Below are 23,315 nucleotides of genomic sequence, written 5' to 3' on the forward strand. Positions count from 1 at the left end.
ATATCTTGATTCATTAATAAATTAAAATAATTAGTTATATTTATTTTTATTAAAAGCTCTCTTGCGCTCTTCCATAAACTCAATCAATTCCTTCTTAAAGATTTTCTTCTCTTCCTCTGTTAATCCATTTGAATTCATACGAAAAAGTAGCTCGATATCCTCTAATACATCACTAGTTTGTTTGTTTTCTGTGTTTCCTAATAAGTAATCAACTGAAACATATAAAATTTTGGATAATTTCACTAAATTTTCTTGTGTTGGCTTTTTTACTCCTCTCTCCCACGAAGCATATGCTTGTTGGGAAATCCCTAATTTACTTGCTACATCAACTTGAGTAAAACCTGCATCTTTCCTAAGTTTTTTTAAGCGTTCTGAAAACTCCATTTTAAAACCTCTAAAATATTTTTTACTTTTTTTGGAATAATCCCTTGACAAAATACAACCATAGGTTGTATAATATAATCAACAACTAATAGTTGTATCCCACCTAAAAATAATAACCTATTTTAAAGGTTGGATTTTGATCATTGACAATTAAATAAAAAGTGCGTCTGACAACCAGAGGACTGACTATCAAACTACACTAAACTTCGTACCTTTATTGTAATTTATTTGATACTAAAAGTCAAGGCCGTTTAATGGTTGAAGTGATGATATAAAACAAGTATTTGTGGGCTTCCACGCATTTCGGACTTTCGCACTTTTCCGAATAGTAAAGTGAACTGGCTTCGCCAAAGGGCGTAAGAGAATCTTAAGGGTATGATCATGACTCCCCAATGAGATTGGCCGGGAAAGCGATGGTAATTTACGCAAAGCACCTTGCTAAACGTTGCCACCGTGGAAAGAGGGATCTTTCCAACCAAATAACTTTTCTTTACTGCTGTCTATCTAATAGGATAGACCTACTCTCAAGCTACTAAGTTCTTTCCTTTTTTCACTTAGTAGCTTTTTTACTTATTACAATAAAGGAGAATGATATGACAAACTTTTTTCGCACTACAATGTAAACGACTCTATGATAACTATGAATTTACCTATGGTATGTTTAGTGAATCTGATAAACTTCAAGCTAAACTCTATGCTCAAGCCCAAATTGATTTAGACCATCTCGCAGATGCTGCTCGTAGAAATGGCTATGCTCATGGGGATATTCAATTCTATAGTCGTATGTTTAAACGCAAATTATTTACCCACTATTACTCAAGAGTCAAGCAACTAGCTTAACTCTTTTTATTTTACACTCAGAAAGGAAAATCTTATGATCTCAGAAACACTTAAAATGAAACCAGAATTTATTGGCCCTGCTTACTACGAACGTTTGGGAAATGCTCCTAAATTTATTTTTGGGAAAGAAGGCAAATACCAACGTCATATTCTAAATAGTGCAGAGCATGGAGCCTTTCATGTTATTACACCAGCCTCTACAACTGTCTTCCCAGAAGACGCTCTAGTGGAAGCAGTTAATCCAATCTTTTTCCCAGATACTGCTTTAAATGGCAATACTGTTGCCCCTTATCTCAATGTCTTTGCGGAAAAATTGGTAATTAAAAAATAAGAAACAAAAGGAGAAAATCACATGGCTAAAATTGGATTAAACTACGGAGAAAAACTACAAATTGCTGACAAGACTTATCGTGTCATTACAGATGGGCTAGATGTCCCAGCTGTCCTTGGGAAACTGACTTTCCGAGGCATTGAAGGCCCTGATATCATCTTTGAAGTGGATCGCTCACAACGTAATCCTGATGGATCATTTGTCCAAGTTAATACTGGAGAGATCCGTGGAATTGTCGTAGGAATTCATTCTTCTGTCCAGCACGAAACACTCTTTTTCACTATCGCAGATATGTCAGAGTCTGAAATTGAAGACTTGGGCATTAAATACCGAGAAGAAGTTGAACTAGAAGATATTGTTATCACACATACCCACGTCAATCGTAATGATATCTATAAGCTCTTTGCTTCTAAAATCAAGAAAAAAGCTGGAGGTACACCAACTAAAGAAAACAAACCTGTAGAAAATAAGAAGGACAACTAGGAGGTGATGCACCATGAAACTCTTTACCTATCGCGGGAAAAGAGTTCACGCTTTTCATCGTAAACTAAAGGGAATCACATGGTTTATCTGGTGGTTTCCATTTTTATTGGCTATTAGTTACTACAGCTACTTACATTTAGAAGAATTAAAAGTTCATCCCTTACCTCAAGGCTATTTTCTAGGAGCTGGGTTACTTTTTTCTTTAATTCTATCTTGGTTTATTAATCGGATTTGCTACAGGAAGATGCTCTTCTTTCAAAAGCTCAATAGTCTTCGAATACTCTCTCGCTTTCTGCTAGAGAATAACCTCTATCTCGTTAAAAAGGTCAAGCGTGAGAACAAGATCATTGAAAAAATCACCTTGCCTCAAGTGTATATCAAGCAGTCTCGCTACAAGATTGAAGTGAGTTTCATTCTAGAGGGTAATAAGTTCCAAGATCGTTTTCTAAATCTTGGGGCCACGCTTGAAGTCATGTTTAACGGGGACTTTCGCAATAAAACCTTTGATAGTCGCTTTATCAAATATGAAATTGCTATTAACCGAATTGATAGCAGAATCACCATCGATGAAGTAAAAGTCAAAGGCTCAAAACTCCAGCTCATGAAAGATGTATCTTGGGATTATATCGAAGAGCCTCATCTTCTTATCGGTGGTGGAACTGGTGGAGGAAAAACCGTTGTTCTCATGACTATTATCTACGCCCTAGCTAAAATCGGCTTTGTTGATATCTGTGATCCAAAGAATTCGGACCTTTCTGGATTAAAGAAAATTCCAGTCTTTCATGGTCGAGTCTACACCAGTAAGGAAGATATCATCAACTGTTTTAAAGAGAATGTAGAGTTCATGGAAAAACGCTATGAACGTATGTCTACTTCGCCAAAATTTCAAGCTGGGAAGAACTTCACTCACTATGATATGAAACCAAAATTCATTCTTGTGGACGAGTGGGCAGCTCTCATGGCCAAGATTGACCGTGACTATAGCCAACAGTCAGAACTCATGGAATATCTCTCACAATTAGTTCTTGAAGGGCGTCAAGCTGGAGTCTTTATCATCTTTGCTATGCAACGGCCCGATGGTGAATTTATTAAAACAGCTCTTCGGGATAACTTTATGAAGCGTCTCTCCGTCGGTCATTTAGAATCAACAGGATATGACATGATGTTTGGAGATGCTAATAAAACCAAAGAGTTTAAAAAGCTAGATGAAATTAATGGAGTCAAGGTCAAAGGACGGGGCTATATCGCAAATAATGGGGAGCTGGCTGGTGAGTTTTTCTCTCCTTATGTACCGCTTGATCAAGGCTTTTCCTTCTACGATGCCTACTCTAACATTCCGATTATGGAGTTTGAAGGAGAAGAATTCTCAGTATTTGAAAAATATAAACCACCGCTTGAAACAATTGATCCTATAGAGGAAGAGGAGACCATAGAAAACGAATCAAACAAACGACCACTCAAGGAATTTGCGGACGAACAAAATCTTAAAATGCCAACATTGCGCAAGATTATCTATCTCTTAACAGAACAAGGGATCATCTTTGAACGGACTGTATCCGCTATTCTAGTGGATCCTTTTCAAGAAAAACTTCTTCTTGAAATCCTCGCTCAATTTGAAGAGGGAGGACGCAGGTCTTATCCAAAAGCAGTTGAAGCGACGATTGTTCATCATGGGCTAGGACAAGGGCAAGGGCAAGCCTGACCGCAGGTCAGGCGCAGACCGTAGCCCGAAGTCTCTAGGCCATGATGAAACTTCAACCCCCGTTTTCTAATAGGGGGGTTACATTTGGCAAAAACGCCAAGTCCACCCCTCCTCATTCCTTATGGGAGTTGGGTTTTCAATTTTTATGAAGTGTGTCACTTTCGTCAAAAAAGTGTGTCACTTTGTTAGAAAGAGGTGTTGCGATGAATGGACAAAATTAGTCCTTTTCATATTAAGAATTTCAGAAAACAAACAGGACTTAGTCAAAAAGCATTTGCACAAGCTGTTGATCTACCTACAAGAACCTACCGCTCTTATGAAACAGGCGAAAGAGGACTGACGATTGATAAGTTTAGAGAACTTAAAGAAAAACTTGGTTACTATCAAGACTGCGATAAAAACAGTCTTCGGGCTCAGATCGACTATCTTCGATTGACCTTTCCTAGATTAAAGGATTTAGACGCTTTCTGTGAAAACTTCCTTCACTGTCACTTAAGCGAATTTACAGATCAAGAAACCCGTCTCATGAACTATACCCACTTATGGCAACGAGGAAATATCTGGATTTTTGATTTCTTTGATAAGTCTGTGACCAATGACTACCAAACTTGTGTCCAACTATCTGGTCAAGGATGCCGTGAGTTGGAATTGCTTCTAGAAGACAAGGGAATCACTTGGCAGATCTTTCTTCAAAACATTCTTTATTCCTATGAAGATGTTCGTGTAAAGCGTCTCGATATTGCTCTTGATGAACTCTATAAAGGGTATGGTCACGAGGACGAACAAATTCAGATTCCAAAATTGATTGATAAACTCTATTCCAAAGAGATTGTTCTAGACACGATCAAGAAATGGAATATCACGGGTGGTGGATCTTTCACAGATAATGAAGACATGGAAGCTAATCACGGCTTGTCCATTTACTTTGGGAGCCGTCAAAGTCAACTCTATTTCAACTTTTATGAAAAGCGCTATGAAATAGCTAGAATGGAAAACATCTCCTTGGACGAATCCTTGGAGATTTTTGGTATCTGGAATCGCTATGAATTGCGTTTTTCAGATCAGAAAGCGCAAGGTATTGTGGAGGAATACATCAACGGTGTAGACCTCGGAGAAATCGCTAGAGGAATCGTCAATAAAGAAATCCAAGTCTATGATGGAGTTACTCGTTTCGGAGCCTATAAACCTGATGAAAAATGGCAACGGCTATTTGGAGGAGTCGAACCCTTGAAACTCTCAACCAATCCACAGCCTTACAGTATTGAGAGAACGATTCGCTGGCTGACCTATCAAGTTGCTAACTCCCTTGCACTAGTCACCGAAGCAGATAAAATCCTGCAAACTGAATACATGAAGATGATTCAGAACAGCGGAGAGATAACAGATAGAGGAAAAGCTATGTTACGACTTCTCAAAGCTAATAAACACTATGAACACTAGAAAGGAAAAGCTATATGGAATACAAAGTTCAAATCAATTCACTAGATAACTTTAGAGCCTGGTCTGGTGGACTAACGACCTTAAACACCGTCCGTGAACGTGGTGGAGTAGATACCCTAACCGTCATTTGTGAGGATATCTTCTCTGGTGATACGCCAACCGAAGTACAAATCAATGACTGGCTCTGGTTCGATTCAGATTTCATCTACCAAGCTCTAGGCTACGATGATCTACTTGAGGCTTCTTGAGATGCTGAAGAAGATTTATCAAGCAGATTTTCTGCTTCTTCCAGAACAAGAATTCTGGCATATGTATATCCTCTTACGAAAAGGCAAGAACTTCTACTATGAATGCGCTGGAAGATCTACCGAGAAGCTACCGGATGCGAAAGGTTTTTATGACTATGAACATGCCTGTTTTACTTTAGATGGTCAAGTATTGAGTGTAAATAAAAAAATGCGCCCCTCACTCATTACTTATATCCAAAAGACCATCAAAGACAATCAAGAAAAATTTAGAAAGGAAATTGAAATGGCTACTAAAACTATTTTTGAAAAGAAAGTCTCTCAAGTCACGAATGAACTGGGAGAATTACTTAAAAAGAAAGATCACAGAGAGGCTTGGACCAAGGCTGGAGAATTAAATAGTCTCCTAAAAAAAGAAGAAGCCAAAGACCTAAAACCTGACTTGATTGAACAACTTCAAACTGAGTTGCGAGGCTACTATTACATTAATGGCGAGATCGAAAAAGCTAATAAGCGACTCTATGCAAAAGGATCAAAGCTCATTGAACTCGCTGGTCTCTAAAAGGAGGAACTATGGATAAAGCCAAACGCTACTTGCTTCAAGCAAAAGAATATCTCTCACACTTTAAAAAGGTGGAGAAAAAAGGTGGCTCACCAAAACTAAAAGTCACCAATAAAAAGACCGTCAATATCGCAGTCATAGGAGGAATTGCTTTCCTCCTTTTTGTTGGTCTCTTGGGATCTCTTCGTGCTATCACACTATCAAATAAGGTAGGTACACTACAAGCTCAAGTAGAGGCTACTAAAAAACAAAAAGCACAGCCTATAGAGTCTACTAGAAAATACGACTACAAACTCCAGTACTACTTGAACGACTACGTCTACGCTTATTTCACCCTTCCACAAGAAGGAGATAAACAACAAGCTCAAGTGGAATACTTAAATAGCTTTTACAACTTCATTCCTGACGTGAAAGCCCAAGGTCAAGTTCGAAATCCTAGTGAACTTCTCTATTCTCAGTTAGTGACTGTAGAAGGGAAGGTTGCGACCTATAAGATCAAATACAAGGAAACTATCCGTCGGGATAATAACACGGAAGAAAAAGAAATTGTGACAGGTTTCAATATTCCATTTGATGAAAAAGATGGGAAATATTATATTTCTGGCCTTCCTTGGTTTTCTGCCATTGAATCCTCACAAGCTGGACACTTTAGCGAAGATGATAAGCTCCAACTCACTGCCAATGATCATTTTTCAGACAGTGAGCGAAAGAAAGTAGAGAAATTCCTCAAGGTCTTCTTTACCAACTACACCACAAGCCAAGATAATCTTAATCTGATTGCTAAGGATGTGGATATTATAGCCAATACCACCTTCAAAACAATTGATTATACTTATCTTAAAAAAGATGGTCAGAATCTAATCGCTTATGTCCAAGCAACCTTTGAGGTCGGAGGAACCACTCACTCCGAAAACTTCACCTTTACCCTCTCAGAAAAAGAAAAGACCTACTATGTCACAAAACTAGAACACACCATTCCACTAAACTATGCAAATGATAAAGAATAGGAGAACTCTATGAATACAGACAATCTACGAACCTTCCTCCAGGGCGATGGAATTTGGATCCTGACAGCTATTGCCGTGCTCTTAGCGATCAAGGCTTGGCGGAACAGCTCCTGGCTTCAACTCTTCTCTGTCGTTGGTTTCTATGCCGTTATTGTTTCTATTGCGAAAGGACAAGATATCCTAAAAGCAGTCGGCTGGTTCCTGCGACTCTTCGGTATTGAATCAGGACTCTAAGTATGAATGAAGAAAGACTTTATGATTACAGTAAGGGCCTAAATGCTCCTTATTGGATCCAAGAAATCAAGACAAAAAAGGGCACTCGACTATGGTACTTTGCGACACCGATGCAGTTGTCCTTTTTCATTGTTTTTATCATCGTCTTTGTGGCCATGTTACTCTTTGGAGGATTTATCTTTGTGCCACTCGCAAAAATCACTCACTCAATTTCATTGCTACTCTATTGGTATCTCCCTTACAAATTGGCCAAGTTCTATACTGAATATGAGCCTCATGGAAAAAAGATGCACGTTTTTATTGGAGATTACCTGATTTACTTCTGGGATTTCAAGCTCAATAAAAAATCAATCTACCATGAAGATCGAATAGAGCCTGTAGAAGAAATTGTCTTTGAAAAAACAAATCTATAGAAAAGGAGGAACTATGAGTATTACTTTAACCTATCCTATTAGGGAAACACATGAAAATCTAGCTCTCAAAAAAGATCAAACAGTCGTTGCTTATTATCGTATTCCAAACACTCCTATCACGATTACGGATGATGAAAAAAAGGGCAAACACAAAATTACGGTTGCTCAAATGATGAAGAAGCTCCAGAAAAACAAGTTCTTTGAAATATCTCTGATTCCTAAAGACTATCTCTTAGAAGAGAAAATGCGGGACTTTTCAGATGCTCTAGCAGATGATAGTCGTGAACTAGGAGAAGAACTGCTTCTTTACACAGTAGATCGTCTAACAGATGAAATGGAAATTCCTTATCAGTTTGATTGGGTCGTCGGAGTAACCTTACGCAAACAAAATCATGGAGCTACAGTAAAAGACTTGGCCTATGAGAGCTTTAATGAGTTCACTGAAAAGATCGCAAAGGGTCTTGGCTATGAATATGAATTAAGTCCCACTTGGTATGAAGACTATAAAAGTGATGAATTCACTATTTTTCAAGCCTTCTCCGTCCTTCGGGCAAAACGGTTATCCAATGAAGAACTCTTTTATTACCAGCGTATGCAATACCTCCGCTATATCCCTCACTACAAGAAGGAGGTACTCGCCAATCGTGCTCAATTCAATATCACAGACACCTTGATCAAAGTACTAAAAGGTGGCTTTCTCAAGCTAGAAAGCCCTTATGGATCTTCTTTTGTGACAATTCTTCCTGTAGGTAAATTTCCTGTTCAATTCAATGGTTTTCACTTGGGAGAATTTATCCAACGTTTGAACTTTCCTGTTGAGCTACGAATCAAAGCAGAATTTATTGATACTGGTAAAATTAAGGGTCGAATGGGACGTTCGAATACACGTTACAGAAACATTATGGAAGAGGCAGAAAATACCGATACTGTCCAACAAGACGAGATCATCATGGGTTCCATCTCCCTAAAAGACTTAATGAAGAAAGTCGGAAACAAGGAGGATATCATCGAATACGGAGCCTATCTGATCGTCTCTGCTTCTAGCGTAAACCAACTCCGACAAAGACGGCAAGTGGTTTTAAACTACTTTGACGATATGGGGGTTGAAATTAGTGAAGCCTCTCAAGACGGACCTTATCTCTTTCAAGCGCTACTCTATGGAGAAAATCTTCAAAAGAAAACTCGCACCTGGACGCATATGGTCACAGCTCGCGGATTTTCAGAACTCATGCCCTTCACCAATACCTCTTCTGGAAACCGTATCGGTTGGTATATCGGTCGAGTAGATAACTGGACAGGTCGTTGGGACAATATTGCGAAAGCTATTGATTCCTCAAAGAACATCGTCCTCTATAATGCGACAGTCGGAAATAAAGAAGATATCGCTGGAAAGATCACCAAGAACCCACACATCATTATTACGGGGGCAACAGGTCAAGGAAAATCTTTCCTTGCTCAGATCATCTTTTTAAGTGTAGCTTTACAAAATGTTAAAACCCTTTATATCGACCCTAAACGTGAACTTAGAAATCACTATCAAGAAGTGATCAACTCACCTGAATTTGCACGGCTCTATCCTGAACGCAAGAAACAGATTGAGAACTTTAACTTTGTAACACTGGACAGCTCACTACCATCCAACCACGGAGTTTTAGATCCTATTGTCGTTCTAGATAAAGAACAAGCTGTAGAGGTCGCAAAAAACATGCTTGAGTTTCTACTACAAGCTGTAGATGATGTCACGATGGATCAAAAAACAGCGATCACAGAAGCTATTAATGCGATTGTGGAGAAACGAGTCGCTGGTGAGAAGGTCGGATTTAAACACGTCCTAAAAGTTCTGAGAGACTCTACTTCCTCTGAAATTGCTTCGGTTGGTCGTTATCTGACTTCAATTGTCACAAACTCTATCTTGGAACTAGCCTTTTCAGATGGAACCACTCAAGGACTTAACTATGAATCACGGGTGACCATCCTAGAGGTCAATAACCTCAAACTACCAAAGGACGATTCCACAAAAATTTCAGATCATGAACGCAACTCTATTGCCCTCATGTTTGCGCTTGGTGCCTTCTGTACCCACTTTGGAGAACGAAATGAAAATGAAGATACCATTGAGTTCTTTGATGAAGCATGGATTCTTATGAAGTCGGCAGAAGGAAAAGCCGTTATCAAAAATATGCGTCGGATTGGACGCTCCAAAAACAATACCTTGGCACTGATTACTCAATCTGTACATGATGCAGAAAATGACGATGATACAACTGGGTTCGGGACCATCTTTGCCTTTTATGAAAAATCTGAACGAGAAGATATCCTAAAACACGTCAATCTAGAAGTCACTGAAAGTAATCTTGAATGGATTGACAATATGATCTCTGGTCAATGCCTGTACTATGACGTGTATGGCAATCTCAATATGATCTCTGTACACAACATCTTTGAAGATATTGATATGCTTCTAAAACCAATGAAAGCTACAGTATCATCAAGCCTTGAAAATAAATACGCTAGTTAGGAGGTGAATCCATGCAAGAAGCTTTTGACAAACTAAGGGGAGTCGATATCTTCTCTCTCAAGTCCTACATGGAGCCAACTGGATTCGCTTCCTTTAACGGGGCTTGGGTTCTGATTAATGAGCTTTTCGTCAACTTCTTCTTTTTCATTCTAAACGCAGTGGTGGGCTTCTTTTCTTTGCTGATACGAATTCTTGAAAAGATTGATCTCTACTCTAACTACAAGAACTATGTATTTAATGGAGCGATGAATATCTGGAAAGGATTCATCGGTTCAAGTTCTGGTGGAGTCGCAAAGCAATCACTCGTTTCAATGTTGCTTCTGATTCTAGCGTTTTATCTCTTTTATCAGTTTTTCTTTTCGAAAGGAGCTTTTTCAAGAACACTCCTTCATGTCTTTCTAGTTCTCATCCTTGGTTTTGGTTATTTTGGAACAATCGCTGGAACATCAGGTGGTCTATATCTACTTGATACTATCAACCATGTCTCTCAAGATGTCACTAAAAATATCACGAATATCAAGGTGGAGTATGGAAATAATAAATCCATTAAAATTGGCGATTCCATGGCAGATAGCTATATTGCAGAAACCTCTTATAAAGCTTACGTCTTCGTCAATACGGGACAAGAAAATGGGAAATATAAGAATAGCCAAGATGGGAAACAAGAAACTTTTGACGATAGTAAGGTACTAGGAACAGGCGATAAAAATGGAAACTTTAAAGCAGTTAAATCGAAAGATCGCAATAAATATCTAGATGAACTAGGAAATGGGGCCAATGATGATGGTGAAAAGAACCGGTGGGTTTCAGCTATGCCTGACTTCATCTTTACCCGTATGTTTTACGTCATCTTCAAAATCTGTGAAGCCTTCGTATTAGCCATACCGGTTATTTTGATTCAAATGTTAAACGTTATTGCTCAGACACTCGTCCTGATGATGATCCTGCTTTTTCCAATTGTGCTATTGATGTCCTTTGTACCAAGAATGCAGGATCTGATTTTTGGAGTCTTGAAAGTTATGTTTGGAGGGCTGCTTTTCCCAGCTATCACGAGTCTATTAACTCTTTTGGTCTTCTACATTGAGAAAATGATTGAAAATATCGTCATTACTGGCTTTGATGGTATCCTTAAAACTCTTCCATCCTTGATCATCTTTGGTCTTGTCTTCAAACTACTCATTTCAGTTGTCTCAAAAGGACTCGTATATTTCCTTCTATGGAAATACAAAGCTGAGCTGATTCAATTCATTCTTGGCTCTAAAGCACGAATGGTGGCGAGTGATATTGGAAACAAAGTTGAAAAAGGGGTCACAAAGACTAGAGAGGTGGCTTCACAAGTACCATCAAGAAGTCTTTCATCTGCTCAACACCTTGGAAACTTTGCCCTAGCAGGTGCTGGTTTTGGAGCTGGAATGATGATGAATGCTAAGAGTCACTTCCAAAATGTTGGTTCTTTCTTTACCAATAAGGAATCAGAGCACCAAACCGATGAAGTGCTCCCAACAGAAACGCTTGAGACGCCAACAAGTCCAGATACTCCAGAACCAAACATTCCGAAAACAAAGGAAACTCCTAAGAAGATTAAACCAGTTGAAGAAAAAACACCAACTCCTTCAATGGAATCCCCAATCACAGCGGAGTCAACACCAAGTTCAAACGAGGAATTCCAAACTCTTAAAGAAGAATGGATTTCTCCATTTAAACAACTCCGCATGAATAGTATTGAGCGCAAATTAGAGGGATATAAAGACCCTCAAGCTATGTACAAAGCTCAAGGATCGAATGCCTTCACTCGTGCTTATAGAAAGACTATGACACGAGACGATAAATTGAGAGCCAATATTGAACGAAGAGACCGATTAACAGAACGCTTAAAACAACTTAGAGGAGAATGATATGAATACCAAGATACGCTCAAGAACTTCTTTTCCAAGAGTTCTTGAAGAAACTCTTTATCAAGCCTACCAAGAAGGAAAACGCTCAGTCGATTTCCTTCTTTTGTTTCCAGTCTCAGAACAAGAAAGAGACCAAATCATCCTACAAACTAAGTCCTATTCAGTCGTTTTAGATGCAAAATGGCGTTTTGGGACTGTTTTGTTCACTGCTTATATAAGACATTAACTAGAAAGGAGATTCGATGAAAAAACTAAATTGGTTTCTATTAGCTGGTCTCATTCCTCTCTTTCTACCGGTCCTCATTATCATTATCCTTATGGGGGCTGTCGGAGGTGGTGGAACGAATGGCTCACCCCAATCCCAAAATGGAGTGATTTATGCGGATCACTGGTCAGATGGAGATCCCTATACTCACAATCTACTGGTTCATCGCTTCGGTATCACAGCAGAGCAATTAGACGGCTTTTTAGATACGTTAGGAATCTCCTATGATAAGAATCGAATTAATGGAAAGAAACTCCTCGAATGGGAAGCTAAATCTAATCTTGATGTCCGTGGAATCGTTGCGATCGCACTGAATGAAAGTTCCCTTGGAACTGCTGGGGTAGCCACCAATCCTGGAGCTAATATGTTTGGTTTTGGAGCTTATGACTCCAATCCAGAATATGCCAATAACTTTAATGATGAGGTTGCTGTTGTCGGGCTAACCCAACAAACCATCATTGGAAATAAAAACCAAACCTTCAAAATTCAAGATGACAAAGCTAAAAAGTTTGCGAATGGAACACTCAATCCAGCAACTGATGGTGGAGTCTATTTCACAGATACTACAGGAACAGGGAAAAGACGTGCAGAAACCATGCAAAAACTGGATGTCTTCATTGATGAACATGGAGGAACACCAAAAGCTCCTGAACAAACTACAGGAAAAACTAGAGATGGTGGAGGAGTCACTTCAAATGATATACCGTTAGGTTACAGTCTGACAACTGCTATTGATACCACAGGATATATCACTAGTACCTATCCTTGGGGACAATGTACCTGGTATGTCTTCAACCGAGGAAAACAAGTCGGGGTCAACTTTGATCCATTTATGGGAAATGGTGGTCAATGGATGAATAAGCCAGGATTCACAACAACCCATACACCAACAGAACACTCTGCTCTATCATTCAGCCCTGGACAAGCTGGAGCTGATCCAATATACGGACATATTTCATTTGTGGAGCAAGTTAAATCAGACGGCTCAATTCTCGTCTCAGAATGTAATGTGAAAGGATTAGGGATCATTAGTTACCGTACATTTGATGCGGAAACCGCAAAACAATTTACATATGTTTTAGGACATTAGAAAGGATAATCAAAAATGACAAATAATACGATATCACAAAAAGATTTAGTCAACATGGGTTATAAACAATATACTGCTATTCAAATTATCCACCAAGCAAGAGAACTAATGGTGAATAAAGGGTATAGCTTCTACGATCGAAAACGACTTATGGTTGTACCTAAAAGTGCTGTCTCGGAAGTTCTAGGAATGGAGTTATAAAATGGCAAGCGTAAGATACTTAAAAAGGGGTAAGAAAAATCTTTGGACTTATACTATACGAGATGAAACGAGCAAAACACTAGCTTATAAAAGTGGTTTTGAGACTAAGAAAAAAGCTCAAATCGAAGCAGAAAAATTGTTAAGAAAATTGAATAGAGGTTTTTCAATTGATGGCAAAATGACGTTACACCAACTATATCAAGAGTGGCTTAATCTAAAAATATTTCCAAGCAAGCGCAGTCAAACCACAAAAAATAAGTACATTATTAGAAAGAAGGTCATTAAAAAATTATTTGGAGACACACCTGTATCTCAAATAAAACCAAGTAAATATCAGCGAATAATGAACGATTATGGTAAAACAGTAACCAGGGATACATTATCAAGGCTACATACAAGTATTAAAGAATGTATTAAAACAGCTCAAGCAGATAAAGTTTTTATTGATGATTTTACTTTTTTTGCTGAGTTATTTTCTTCAAAAGATTCTCAACCTGTTGAAGAAAAATATATTCATAGCGAAAAGGATTTAAATGATATCCTCGAACATATAAAACAAAAGATGGATTATAGAAAATCTGTTGTACCCTATGTCATTTATTCGCTTTTCAAAACTGGAATGCGCTTCGGTGAGCTAATTGCTTTAACTTGGGAAGATGTGAATTTTGAAGAAAAAGTAATTAAGACATATAGAAGATACAACACATCGACTCGTCAATTTGTTCCACCAAAGAATAAAACATCGATACGAACTATTCCTATTTCTGACGAAGAAATAGATATACTGATGAATATAAAAAAATCACAAATGAGATTGAATAAAGAACTTGGAATTATTAACAAGAACAACTTTATTTTTCAACATTATGGGTATGTCCAGGATATTCCAAATAATGCTACTGTTAACAAAGAATTAAAGAATGTTTTAATGAGACTAAATATCTCACCTATCATTACTACCAAAGGGGCACGTCATACCTACGGCAGTTACTTATGGCATAGTCAAATCGATTTAGGTGTAATTGCTAAAATCTTGGGTCATAAAGACATTTCCATGTTAGTTGAAGTATATGGTCATACGTTACAAGAAAAAATTAACGATGAATTTGATAATATCCGAAAACTTTTATAATAATTTGGTACAAATTTTGGTACAAAAAGTAATTCAACATCAAAAAAAGCCCGTCACAACAGGCTTTTTAATGTATCATTTGATGCCGATTGCAGGGATCGAACCTGTGACCTACGCGTTACGAGTGCGTTGCTCTACCAACTGAGCTAAATCGGCGATTACCTTCTTAGTATAGCACTCTGATAGCGGATGTCAAGCACTTTTAGTTGATCTTTTTAATCAGAATCTGACATGGATTCTGTGGATCCCATAGTTGCGGAAAAATCTCTAATTTTTTAAAACCAAGACTGCGATAAAAGACATTTGTTCGGTCATAATCTTTATTTGAACCTTCTGCGACTGTTTTGACCTGTAGGTAGGCCACTTGTTTGACTGCTTCTCTTTCTATAGTCGTAACTAATTCCCTTCCAATTCCTTGACCTTGGAATGATTTTTTCACGCCTAGACAGTCAATTTCAGCACAATCTTCACTCGAATATGATAAACTTATAAACCCTACTACATCACTTTCTTGATAAGCAGCTCAAACTCGTAAATCCTTAGCTCCTTCAATGTAGGCTTGCGTGCTTTCTGGTATTCCAAACCATTCTGGCAAATCCCTTAAAATCTCAGCGACAACTGCCATTTTTTGATCTTCACCCTTGACTTCTTTAATTACAAACATCATAAGTTCCTTTCTTGATTTTAGTCTTACTTTACCTCTTACGAACCAGCACTTTCGTAGGCATCCAATCCCCTGTCCCAAAGTTTGAGGGAAATAACAAAGAAAACAAGGGAAATCAGAATCAAACCACCAATATTAAAGAGTCCATCCTTGTCCTGCAAGAAATAGCTGGCAGGATAGTAGGCCGTAAAGGCGAAAGGTACAATAAAGCTAATTAACCAACGAAGGAGCGAATTGTAAATAGAAATAGGATACTTGGCAAAATCATTAAACATATAGAAAATGTAAATCATGGCACCTGACTGCTTGGTCCAAAAAGCGATGCTGGCTGTAGCAATTTTCAAGGAAGTATAAATCAAGGTCGCAAAAGGAATACAAACTAGAAAAATCAGGAATTTTGGAAGAGTCCAAGCAATGCTAGTCGCCGTTGTCGCTAGTAAAATTCCACCGACCAAAAGTTCACCCAAGGCATCAATCTGAAAGGTCTCAACGAGGATGTGAAAGAGAGGATTGATAGGACGAGTCAGATACTTGTCAAACTCCCCTTTTCGAACTAGTCGTTGACCTAAAGCCCAGAGATTGTCAAAAAAGAGATGATCTAGTCCCTTTGGAATTAAGGAAAATCCATAGATAAAGGCAATTTCTTGAAAAGTCCAACCTTCTAGGGAGGGAATGTGTTGAAAGATGACATTGAGAAACAAGAGGTTCAGGCCTTGAGTCAGAAAGACTCCCAACACACCAACCACAAAATCTACCTTGTATTCCATGATTTGCTTGATGTACTGTCTGATAAAAATCAGATGCATGCGTTGATATTTTTTCATACTAACCTCCCTGAATGGTGATAAATGACTGGACTCGTTTCCAAATCAACTGAGACAAGCCCACCATCACTATAAGCCAGAAAAGCTGAAGCAAAAGTGCTTGAAGAATCTGACTAGCATCGTATTTCCCAACAATAATCATGACCGGAGTGTAAATTAAGGATGAGAAAGGTAAGAAGGACAGAATATCTGAAATGACCTTTGGAAAGAAAGCCAAGGGAATCAAACTTCCAGACATAAAGGCCACTATGGAAGTCTTGAGTAGATTGGAACCCCAAAGATTTTTAAAGACAAATGCTGAAAATCCAAAGCAGATATTAAAGAAAAAATTAATCAGATAAGCCAGAGTTAAGCTAAAGAGATAAAGGACAGTTAATCCCAGCACTTCTACAATATCTTGCCCAGATAAGATTTTCATCAAAACAATGACACTTAAAAATGGCAGTCCAACAGAGATAAAAATCAACCACTTGGAGCCAAGTTCGGTGAAAAGGTAAGAGGCCGCAAAATGTACTGGTCTCAGCAAACGCATGATAATGGAGCCATCCTTAACCTCATCTCCAATCATAAAGGAGCTATCAGACCTGGTCAAAAGATTGGTCACAAAACTCATGATGATGTAGAAAGTGATATCTGCCATACTGAAGCCCTGAATCAAAGGCTCCTGGGAGGAGTCAAAGACTGCCTTCCAGAGATAAAAGGCCACAAAAGCCCCCATGACATCACCAATCCGATAGAGAATAAAGTTGACTCGATAGGAAATCAACTCCTGAATTCCTGCATTGATAAAGGGTTTATAACGTCTCCACAATTTGACCATCTTAGAGCTCCTTTCGATAGAAGCGACGGATAATATCTTCAATATCTGTATCTACCATCTTCAAATCACGGACTTCAAAATCAGATAAGGTTTGCTTGATAATATCGGCCGACTGGTAGCGGGAACTATCGAATTCAATATTGAGAGTATTTCCTTGTCTATCAATGGACATATCAGGCAGGCCTTCATAGTGAGAAAGGAGATGACTTTGACCTGGCACCAGTTCAAAGGAAAGAGTCTTCATCTTGCCAAAGGTCTCCTTGAGCTGGCTAACCGTTCCATCAAAAATCTCTTGCCCCTTATCAATCATAAAAATCCGATCACAGAGTTGCTCAATATCACTCAAATCATGAGTAGTCAAGAGAATAGTTGTCTCTTCCTCCTGATTGATCTGGGTGATAGCACGGCGAATGTTGTCCTTGACCGACACATCCAAACCAATAGTCGGTTCATCTAAAAAGAGAACTTTGGGATTGTGAAGCAAGGAAGCCGCAATATCCGCCCGCATCCGTTGCCCAAGTGAAAGAGTCCGCACAGGATCCTTGATAAATTCCTTCAAATCCAAAACTTCATTCAAAAAGTCCATGCGCTTATGGAAAAGCGAGTCTGGCACATCGTAAATCTCCTTCAAGACCGTGTAGGTCTCTTGCAGTGCCAAATCCCACCATAGCTGGGTGCGTTGTCCGAAAACGACTCCAATATCCTTGACATAATCTTGGCGATTGTCCTGCGGAATCTTGCCGTTAATCCGACAAAAACCAGATGTCGGTTTTAAAATCCCTGTCAGCATTTTGATGGTGGTTGACTTCCCAGCACCATTTGCCCCGATAAATCCTAAAATCTGCCCTTTTGGAACTTCAAAAGTTAAATCCTTGACCGCTTCAAAGGTCTGCTTTTCAGGATGAATAAAGGAGCGCAAAGCTCCCTTTAATCCCGGCTCCTTAACTGTCTTTACAAAATTTTTCTGAAGATGTTCCACTTCTATCATTGCCATATCTATCTCCCTATCGTAAGAAGCAACATTGTATTTTTGATTACAAAAATTCTAAATCCTTACTTTCTACACCTTCTCAATATTATTACAGAAGGCTTTATACCAACCTATTATAATCCAATAAAAAAAGGAATGCAAGCGTTTGCTTATTGATTATGAAATGAGAAATTTTTCTCTTAAAATAATACTTTTAAGCAAAAATTCTGGTTTCATCGTTTCCTTAAAATACCAAAAAAACTGCCTTCTTTTTCAACATAAGGAAAGAAAGCCCTAATAACACCCTTTTATAGTGCAAATGTCTACGGAAAACAAGTGTTAATTTATATCGAAAATTTTTATCCCTAAGAAAAGATAAAAAGGTGATGCTGCATTACCTCCCTCTACCAAGTTAAGTCTTCAATCATGCTTCTTACTTGTGAATCAAGAGTCTTATCCTTCTTCAGTTCTCCAACCAAAGTCTGAATCTGCCGGACTAGATTTGGATCATTGTCATTATAGCATCGATGAAGCATCCAGATGTTATGCACAGTTGGACTTTTTAGAACTGACTCCATCAATAATTCCTCATAGCCTTGATGATAAAATCGCTCCACAAAGTGAACCAACTCACCTGGAGCTCCAAAATCTACTTCTGGATGCTTGGAAATAAAGTCTAAGACGGGGTCAACCAAATCAAAGGGTTGAGGGTAAGCCTCCATGGCATCTACAATCTCGTCTGCCAACTCAAATTCTTGGTCTTCAGTAATTGCATCATGCAAAGCAACTAACATATCATCTTTAGTAAGCATCTGATTCTCCTTTTCAACTTTTCCATATCATTATTCGTTTTTGAACTTCTTCTTCACTCATCAAACCTTGTTCGTAAGTAGTTTTCCAACTCCTTTTGGGATAAATCACTAGGAAGTTCAAACACATACTCATAACCTTCATCACAAAAGGAAACTTTCTCTTCAGGTGGAAACCATTTCCGAAGCCAGATGATATAGGAGGCATAATCTTGTAACCTGTTCGTTGAATCAAAGTAATCAATCACAAAAACATTTTTCTTGCTACTCAGTGAACTTTCCAAAGTAAGCTGAGGACTTTGATAATCCCAAGAAAGCGAGTAAGCTTTTTCAGGATTCGTCCTTTCTCTGATCAAAATACCTGGAAATTTTTCTCTCAAAGCAGTACAAAAGGCTTGTAAATCTAGGAATATGGGGTCTTTACTCTCAATAAAGACAAAATCAGCAGTACTCATCAGTCTCTCTCCTTCTTTTTAAAACTGAAAACAGACCTTAACCATCAATGGCAAAATTCTCCAGACTCTCAAATGCCTGCCCCTGATAGTCAAAAGAAAAGATATGAATATCATCAAAAGTTTGATCGCAGAAAGTAACGGTTTGTCTTTCTGGCTCGATGATGGGTTTACCCAATTTTTCAGTAGCTTCTTCATCTGTGAAATACCCATAAAATTCTTGTAAATGAGGCAGTATAAATGCAAGAATACGGTAAAGATTTTTATGGTAATTGGCTGCAAGCAACTGAGCTTCCATCTCAAAGTTTCCACTTGGTTTTTCTTCCCAAGCTACAAGAACATCATCTACTTCATGTAGGTAGGCTTGCAAGGACTGATCGAATATCATGGCTATTTTTCCTTCAATTCTATTTGTAATAACAGAAAATAAAATCACATAGATTGAACTAAATGATTACCTAGATGTAACTTTCATAATTCTTTTCACACTCTTATCTTTGTCAACTAGAAAGCAATCTGGAAAAGTCATCTGTCCCCATTTTTTATAATCAAAACTTGAATCAAAATGATTGATTAAGATTCCTAGCAAATTTCCATGAGAACTCAGTAAAATGGTTTTATCTGAGTACCTTTCTTCCAAGTCCTCAAATAAATCTAAAATTCTATTTAATGCTTCTCGATTGGACTCTCCTCCAATAAGAGATTTATCTGGATTTTGCCATAAATATTGAATTGTTTTTTCAAACTCAGTATCTTCAATAAATCTTGAGGATAATTTTCGCTCTCGTAACCGATTATCAAGAACTATTTTATCAAATTGAATTGGCGAGCTATTAATCGTTTCAAATGCTCGTTTATAAGGACTAGAAAAATAATAATCAATATTAAAAGAATTCAAAAAATCTAACTGATTAAGAGATGAAAATCCTTTTTCTGACAAAGTTCTATTAAAATCATCACTTGAAAATCTTGAATGAGCATGTCTAAGTAAAATATAAGAATTATTCATAAGTCATTACCTTTCAATTATTATCATCAGTCTCAATGGATTTTTAAGCCCTCAATTATTCTCTAAAAATTCTTTAATGCGAGAAACAATAGCATCGCTTTGATAATGATAGAGGTCGTGAGGCGCATCCATATAGTCGACTTGAACATTAGACTGGTCGCTTGCAAATCTCTCTGCATAACGTTGCCACTCTGATTGGCTAAAGGTCGTGCCTTCACCGTTAGAAACCAGGAGTAAGGCTGGAATTTTCGGATTAATGCTAGATGGAACTTTCTTGGCATTTTCCTTTGCCAAACGCGATTCATGAAACATAGCTTGTGACATCAACTGCTTATAAGCTAGAAGTTTATATTGTTTTCGTTCACTTTCGATCAGAGTTTGATTTTTTATATATAAGGACTCAGGAAAGTAGCGTAATAAGCCAATCTTGCTGCTCCAATATGCCACAGTGAGCAAGGTCTGATTCTCCTTTAAATCTTCATAACTTGATGGCAATGCCCAATCTAAACCAATCAAAGCTTTCACTTCATCAGGAAACTTCTCCTGCCAAGCAAGACTCTCTAAACTAGCCATAGAATGCGAAATAATCACATAAGGACCTGAAACATGAGCTTGCGCCAAAGCTTGACGGGTCTCAGAAAGGACCTCCATCACATCTCTTGAACGATCACTATCTTCACTAAAACCATATCCTGCTCGCTCCACGACAACAACCTTGTATTTTTTGGATAGGGGATCTGATAGATTCTTAAAGTCTAGGATAGGAGAGGCGATACCTGCACCGGAAAGAAAAACGATTGTTTGAGGTCCTTCTCCTTTAACAGAGACATTCATTCGATGTCCATTGACTGTAACTTGTTTACCAATGGGTGTGAGAAGCTTACTTTCATTTCGTAAACTAAATTGATGAAAAACAAATGTAGCACCTAAAAAGAGCAGGAGAAATCCACAAACGATCCAGCTCCACAGTTTGAATTTTTTCATAGGCATATTGTACAAAAATTAACCCCTGGAAGCAACCTTTCCCAAACAAAAAAACAAGATCCACATGGGACCTTGCTTTCCTGTTTTTAATTAAGCTTTGCCTTCTGAACCGAATACGTCGATACGTTCTTCAACAGCTGCAGTAATTGCTTCGAAACCTGGTTTCAAGAATTTACGTGGGTCGAAGAGTTTCTTCTTGTCGTATTCTGCTTCGTTTGCATCGTATTCACGTACGAATTGACGAGTAGCATTTGCAAATGCGATTTGGCATTCAGTGTTCACGTTAACTTTTGCAACACCAAGTTTGATAGCTGCTTGGATTTGATCATCAGGGATACCTGATCCACCGTGCAATACGATTGGGAATCCTGGAACAGCTTCAGTCAATTTTTGCAAGTGGTCAAGGTGAAGACCTTTCCAGTTTGCTGGGTAAGGACCGTGGATGTTACCGATACCTGCCGCCAAGAAGTCGATTCCTGTAGCAACCATTGCTTTAGCGTCTTCGATTGGTGCCAATTCACCGTCACCGATGATACCGTCTTCTTCACCACCGATAGTACCAACTTCAGCTTCTACTGAGATACCTTTAGCATGAGCTTTTTCAACGACATCTTTCGCCAATTTAAGGTTTTCTTCAACTGGAAGGTGTGAACCGTCAAACATGATTGAAGTGTAACCAGCTTCGATACATTCAAGAGCATCGTCGTAGTGACCATGGTCAAGGTGAATAGCAACTGGTACAGTAATACCCATTGATTCTACAAGGTTTTCAATAAGGGCTTTACATACTTTGTAACCACCCATGTATTTAGCAGCACCCATAGAAGTTTGGATAAGTACTGGAGCTTTCTTAGCTTCTGCTGCACGCAAGATAGCTTGAGTCCACTCAAGGTTGTTTGTGTTAAATCCACCAACTGCATAACCATTGTCACGAGCTGCTTGGACAAATTTTTCTGCTGAAACGATTGCCATTTGTTATAGGCCTCCTATAAATTTTTGTGGGGTTAATCCCACTTACATTGTTTATTTTATCACTTTTTAGATGAAATTGCTAGCTTTTCCTGTAGCTTTAAGCGATTTCTTCCGATAAATAGGACGGAATCTCCTATCTCCTAAGACTTCCATCCTATTCAAAAAGCAAAAAAGGAGCTTAAGCCCCTTTCAATCTTTCTCTTTAAAATTTTTTAACGAAAGGAGAAAAGCAATCCCGCAAATCACAAAGGATACCGCTGCAACCCATTGAGAATAGAAATAAGCAGCAAATAACTGACTGTCAGTAAACATTTTCCCAAGAAGTCCGTTCACCAATCCCTCAAGAAAGGGAATATTCTCACACACAGCAAGGATTGAGGCAAGAAAGAGAATAAAGCCTGCTATCAGAAAGAGATTGGGAATCCATCTTTTCAGCCTTTTTTCATCTCTGAGCAGATACTTAGAAGCAATCGTCACTAAAAAAATGAAAACATTCCATATGTTTAAGGCGATAAAATATCTAAAAGTATCCTTGTATGCGCCTATCGCCATAGCTAAAATCAGGATAGGACCGAAAAAATTAATGGCACTTCCCAATAGTGCAAAGAGGCCATCGGCCAAAACCAGATACTTCTTCTTCATGTTCTCACCTCATCTCACACCTATTCTACCACAAAGAAATTTGAAAACAAAAAAAGATAGCCGAAGCTATCTTGATCCGATGCGGAGAGAGGGACTTGAACCCTCACGACCTAAAGCGGTCACAGGATCCTTAGTCCTGCGCGTCTGCCAATTCCGCCATCCCCGCGATTGAGTACTTTACTAGTATATCAATCAACGACTTTTTTGTCAAGATTTTTTTCAAACTTTTTTCAGAGTTTGTCATTTTTTCACAAAAGGGAGTGGGAAAGAACTCCGACTAATTAAAAAGAGTTCGTCTTCCCACCCCCGCACAGTTGATTAGGTCATCTTTGGAGCTTGAAAAGCGAACAAAGATGCCAATCAACCACTGCGTCATGTAGTTATTACTATTATAGTCCAAAGGCTGGACACTTATTGCCCAGCCTTG

Annotated in this window: 27 protein-coding genes, 2 tRNA genes and 1 pseudogene; 16 read left to right on the forward strand and 14 right to left on the reverse strand. The window is 38.4% G+C overall.

Annotated elements, in window-relative coordinates; genetic code table 11:
- Positions 1 to 30: 30 nt before the first annotated feature.
- Positions 31 to 384 carry a helix-turn-helix domain-containing protein gene (locus O3642_RS06060; RefSeq protein WP_371605606.1) on the reverse strand — a complete coding sequence of 118 codons (354 nt, stop codon included), beginning with the start codon at positions 382 to 384 and terminating at the stop codon, positions 31 to 33.
- Positions 385 to 1,041: 657 nt separating this feature from the next.
- Between O3642_RS06060 and O3642_RS06065 the strand changes: the two genes are divergently transcribed.
- The 16 genes from O3642_RS06065 to O3642_RS06140 all read left to right on the forward strand — a co-directional run bounded on the left by O3642_RS06065 (position 1,042) and on the right by O3642_RS06140 (position 14,742).
- Positions 1,042 to 1,224 (forward strand): hypothetical protein, encoded by a 183-nt coding sequence (locus O3642_RS06065; protein WP_049488287.1) that lies wholly within the window; start codon positions 1,042 to 1,044, stop codon positions 1,222 to 1,224.
- A gap of 34 nt (positions 1,225 to 1,258) precedes the next feature.
- Entirely contained in the window at positions 1,259 to 1,555 is a 297-nt protein-coding gene (locus O3642_RS06070) for a cytoplasmic protein (RefSeq protein WP_138261591.1), read from the forward strand.
- Between the two features lie 21 nt (positions 1,556 to 1,576).
- Positions 1,577 to 2,038: a conjugal transfer protein gene (locus O3642_RS06075; RefSeq protein WP_324738272.1), complete on the forward strand. Its 462-nt coding sequence runs from the start codon at positions 1,577 to 1,579 to the stop codon at positions 2,036 to 2,038.
- A 13-nt stretch (positions 2,039 to 2,051) separates the two neighbouring features.
- Positions 2,052 to 3,740: an FtsK/SpoIIIE domain-containing protein gene (locus O3642_RS06080; RefSeq protein ID WP_371605607.1), complete on the forward strand. Its 1,689-nt coding sequence runs from the start codon at positions 2,052 to 2,054 to the stop codon at positions 3,738 to 3,740.
- 207 nt (positions 3,741 to 3,947) lie between these two features.
- Positions 3,948 to 5,180: a replication initiation factor domain-containing protein gene (locus tag O3642_RS06085; protein WP_075565684.1), complete on the forward strand. Its 1,233-nt coding sequence runs from the start codon at positions 3,948 to 3,950 to the stop codon at positions 5,178 to 5,180.
- Between the two features lie 14 nt (positions 5,181 to 5,194).
- Positions 5,195 to 5,428 carry a hypothetical protein gene (locus O3642_RS06090; protein WP_049474705.1) on the forward strand — a complete coding sequence of 78 codons (234 nt, stop codon included), beginning with the start codon at positions 5,195 to 5,197 and terminating at the stop codon, positions 5,426 to 5,428.
- 1 nt (position 5,429) lies between these two features.
- Complete coding sequence (locus O3642_RS06095) at positions 5,430 to 5,987, forward strand: conjugal transfer protein (RefSeq protein WP_371605608.1); 558 nt, start codon at positions 5,430 to 5,432, stop codon at positions 5,985 to 5,987.
- Between the two features lie 11 nt (positions 5,988 to 5,998).
- Positions 5,999 to 6,994, forward strand: coding sequence for a conjugal transfer protein (locus O3642_RS06100; RefSeq protein WP_371605609.1), 996 nt, complete (start codon positions 5,999 to 6,001; stop codon positions 6,992 to 6,994).
- A 9-nt stretch (positions 6,995 to 7,003) separates the two neighbouring features.
- Positions 7,004 to 7,228 carry a TcpD family membrane protein gene (locus O3642_RS06105; protein ID WP_003005585.1) on the forward strand — a complete coding sequence of 75 codons (225 nt, stop codon included), beginning with the start codon at positions 7,004 to 7,006 and terminating at the stop codon, positions 7,226 to 7,228.
- Between the two features lie 2 nt (positions 7,229 to 7,230).
- Positions 7,231 to 7,641 (forward strand): conjugal transfer protein, encoded by a 411-nt coding sequence (locus O3642_RS06110; RefSeq protein WP_371605610.1) that lies wholly within the window; start codon positions 7,231 to 7,233, stop codon positions 7,639 to 7,641.
- A gap of 13 nt (positions 7,642 to 7,654) precedes the next feature.
- Complete coding sequence (locus tag O3642_RS06115) at positions 7,655 to 10,159, forward strand: ATP-binding protein (protein ID WP_075565686.1); 2,505 nt, start codon at positions 7,655 to 7,657, stop codon at positions 10,157 to 10,159.
- Between the two features lie 11 nt (positions 10,160 to 10,170).
- Complete coding sequence (locus tag O3642_RS06120; RefSeq protein WP_371605611.1) at positions 10,171 to 12,054, forward strand: conjugal transfer protein; 1,884 nt, start codon at positions 10,171 to 10,173, stop codon at positions 12,052 to 12,054.
- Between the two features lies 1 nt (position 12,055).
- Entirely contained in the window at positions 12,056 to 12,280 is a 225-nt protein-coding gene (locus tag O3642_RS06125; RefSeq protein ID WP_070659392.1) for a hypothetical protein, read from the forward strand.
- A 16-nt stretch (positions 12,281 to 12,296) separates the two neighbouring features.
- On the forward strand, positions 12,297 to 13,409 hold the full coding sequence (locus O3642_RS06130) for a CHAP domain-containing protein (RefSeq protein ID WP_371605612.1): 1,113 nt from the start codon (positions 12,297 to 12,299) through the stop codon (positions 13,407 to 13,409).
- A 15-nt stretch (positions 13,410 to 13,424) separates the two neighbouring features.
- Positions 13,425 to 13,610, forward strand: a complete 186-nt coding sequence (locus tag O3642_RS06135; RefSeq protein WP_049522773.1) for a DUF3173 domain-containing protein — start codon at positions 13,425 to 13,427, stop codon at positions 13,608 to 13,610.
- 1 nt (position 13,611) lies between these two features.
- Entirely contained in the window at positions 13,612 to 14,742 is a 1,131-nt protein-coding gene (locus tag O3642_RS06140) for a site-specific integrase (protein ID WP_371605613.1), read from the forward strand.
- Positions 14,743 to 14,825: 83 nt separating this feature from the next.
- On the opposite strand, the gene O3642_RS06145 is transcribed toward O3642_RS06140, so the two are convergent.
- From O3642_RS06145 to O3642_RS06205, 13 genes and pseudogenes are all read right to left on the reverse strand, one after another.
- Positions 14,826 to 14,898 (reverse strand) — tRNA-Thr (locus tag O3642_RS06145).
- A gap of 46 nt (positions 14,899 to 14,944) precedes the next feature.
- Positions 14,945 to 15,406, reverse strand: a pseudogene (locus tag O3642_RS06150) (GNAT family N-acetyltransferase).
- Positions 15,407 to 15,444: 38 nt separating this feature from the next.
- Positions 15,445 to 16,230: an ABC transporter permease gene (locus O3642_RS06155; protein WP_003017328.1), complete on the reverse strand. Its 786-nt coding sequence runs from the start codon at positions 16,228 to 16,230 to the stop codon at positions 15,445 to 15,447.
- A gap of 1 nt (position 16,231) precedes the next feature.
- Entirely contained in the window at positions 16,232 to 17,050 is an 819-nt protein-coding gene (locus O3642_RS06160) for an ABC-2 family transporter protein (RefSeq protein WP_070587478.1), read from the reverse strand.
- A gap of 1 nt (position 17,051) precedes the next feature.
- A complete protein-coding gene (locus O3642_RS06165) occupies positions 17,052 to 18,044 on the reverse strand; it encodes an ATP-binding cassette domain-containing protein (protein ID WP_155127030.1) in 993 nt (330 codons plus the stop codon).
- Between the two features lie 380 nt (positions 18,045 to 18,424).
- Positions 18,425 to 18,832, reverse strand: a complete 408-nt coding sequence (locus O3642_RS06170; RefSeq protein WP_014712923.1) for a hypothetical protein — start codon at positions 18,830 to 18,832, stop codon at positions 18,425 to 18,427.
- A 53-nt stretch (positions 18,833 to 18,885) separates the two neighbouring features.
- A complete protein-coding gene (locus O3642_RS06175; RefSeq protein WP_021154464.1) occupies positions 18,886 to 19,284 on the reverse strand; it encodes a hypothetical protein in 399 nt (132 codons plus the stop codon).
- Positions 19,285 to 19,321: 37 nt separating this feature from the next.
- Positions 19,322 to 19,669, reverse strand: a complete 348-nt coding sequence (locus tag O3642_RS06180; protein ID WP_024055414.1) for a hypothetical protein — start codon at positions 19,667 to 19,669, stop codon at positions 19,322 to 19,324.
- A gap of 66 nt (positions 19,670 to 19,735) precedes the next feature.
- A complete protein-coding gene (locus tag O3642_RS06185; protein WP_024055415.1) occupies positions 19,736 to 20,290 on the reverse strand; it encodes a histidine phosphatase family protein in 555 nt (184 codons plus the stop codon).
- 51 nt (positions 20,291 to 20,341) lie between these two features.
- Positions 20,342 to 21,280, reverse strand: coding sequence for an alpha/beta fold hydrolase (locus tag O3642_RS06190; protein ID WP_049486083.1), 939 nt, complete (start codon positions 21,278 to 21,280; stop codon positions 20,342 to 20,344).
- 84 nt (positions 21,281 to 21,364) lie between these two features.
- The gene (locus tag O3642_RS06195; RefSeq protein ID WP_003004573.1) at positions 21,365 to 22,246 is read right to left on the reverse strand and encodes a class II fructose-bisphosphate aldolase; all 882 of its coding nucleotides are present in this window, start codon (positions 22,244 to 22,246) and stop codon (positions 21,365 to 21,367) included.
- Positions 22,247 to 22,435: 189 nt separating this feature from the next.
- A complete protein-coding gene (locus tag O3642_RS06200; protein WP_155127027.1) occupies positions 22,436 to 22,888 on the reverse strand; it encodes a hypothetical protein in 453 nt (150 codons plus the stop codon).
- 80 nt (positions 22,889 to 22,968) lie between these two features.
- Positions 22,969 to 23,054: transfer RNA gene (locus O3642_RS06205), tRNA-Leu, on the reverse strand.
- Between the last annotated feature and the right edge of the window lie 261 nt (positions 23,055 to 23,315).

This window comes from Streptococcus sp. 27098_8_66, from assembly GCF_041431945.1.
In the GTDB taxonomy this organism is placed as follows: domain Bacteria; phylum Bacillota; class Bacilli; order Lactobacillales; family Streptococcaceae; genus Streptococcus; species Streptococcus dentalis.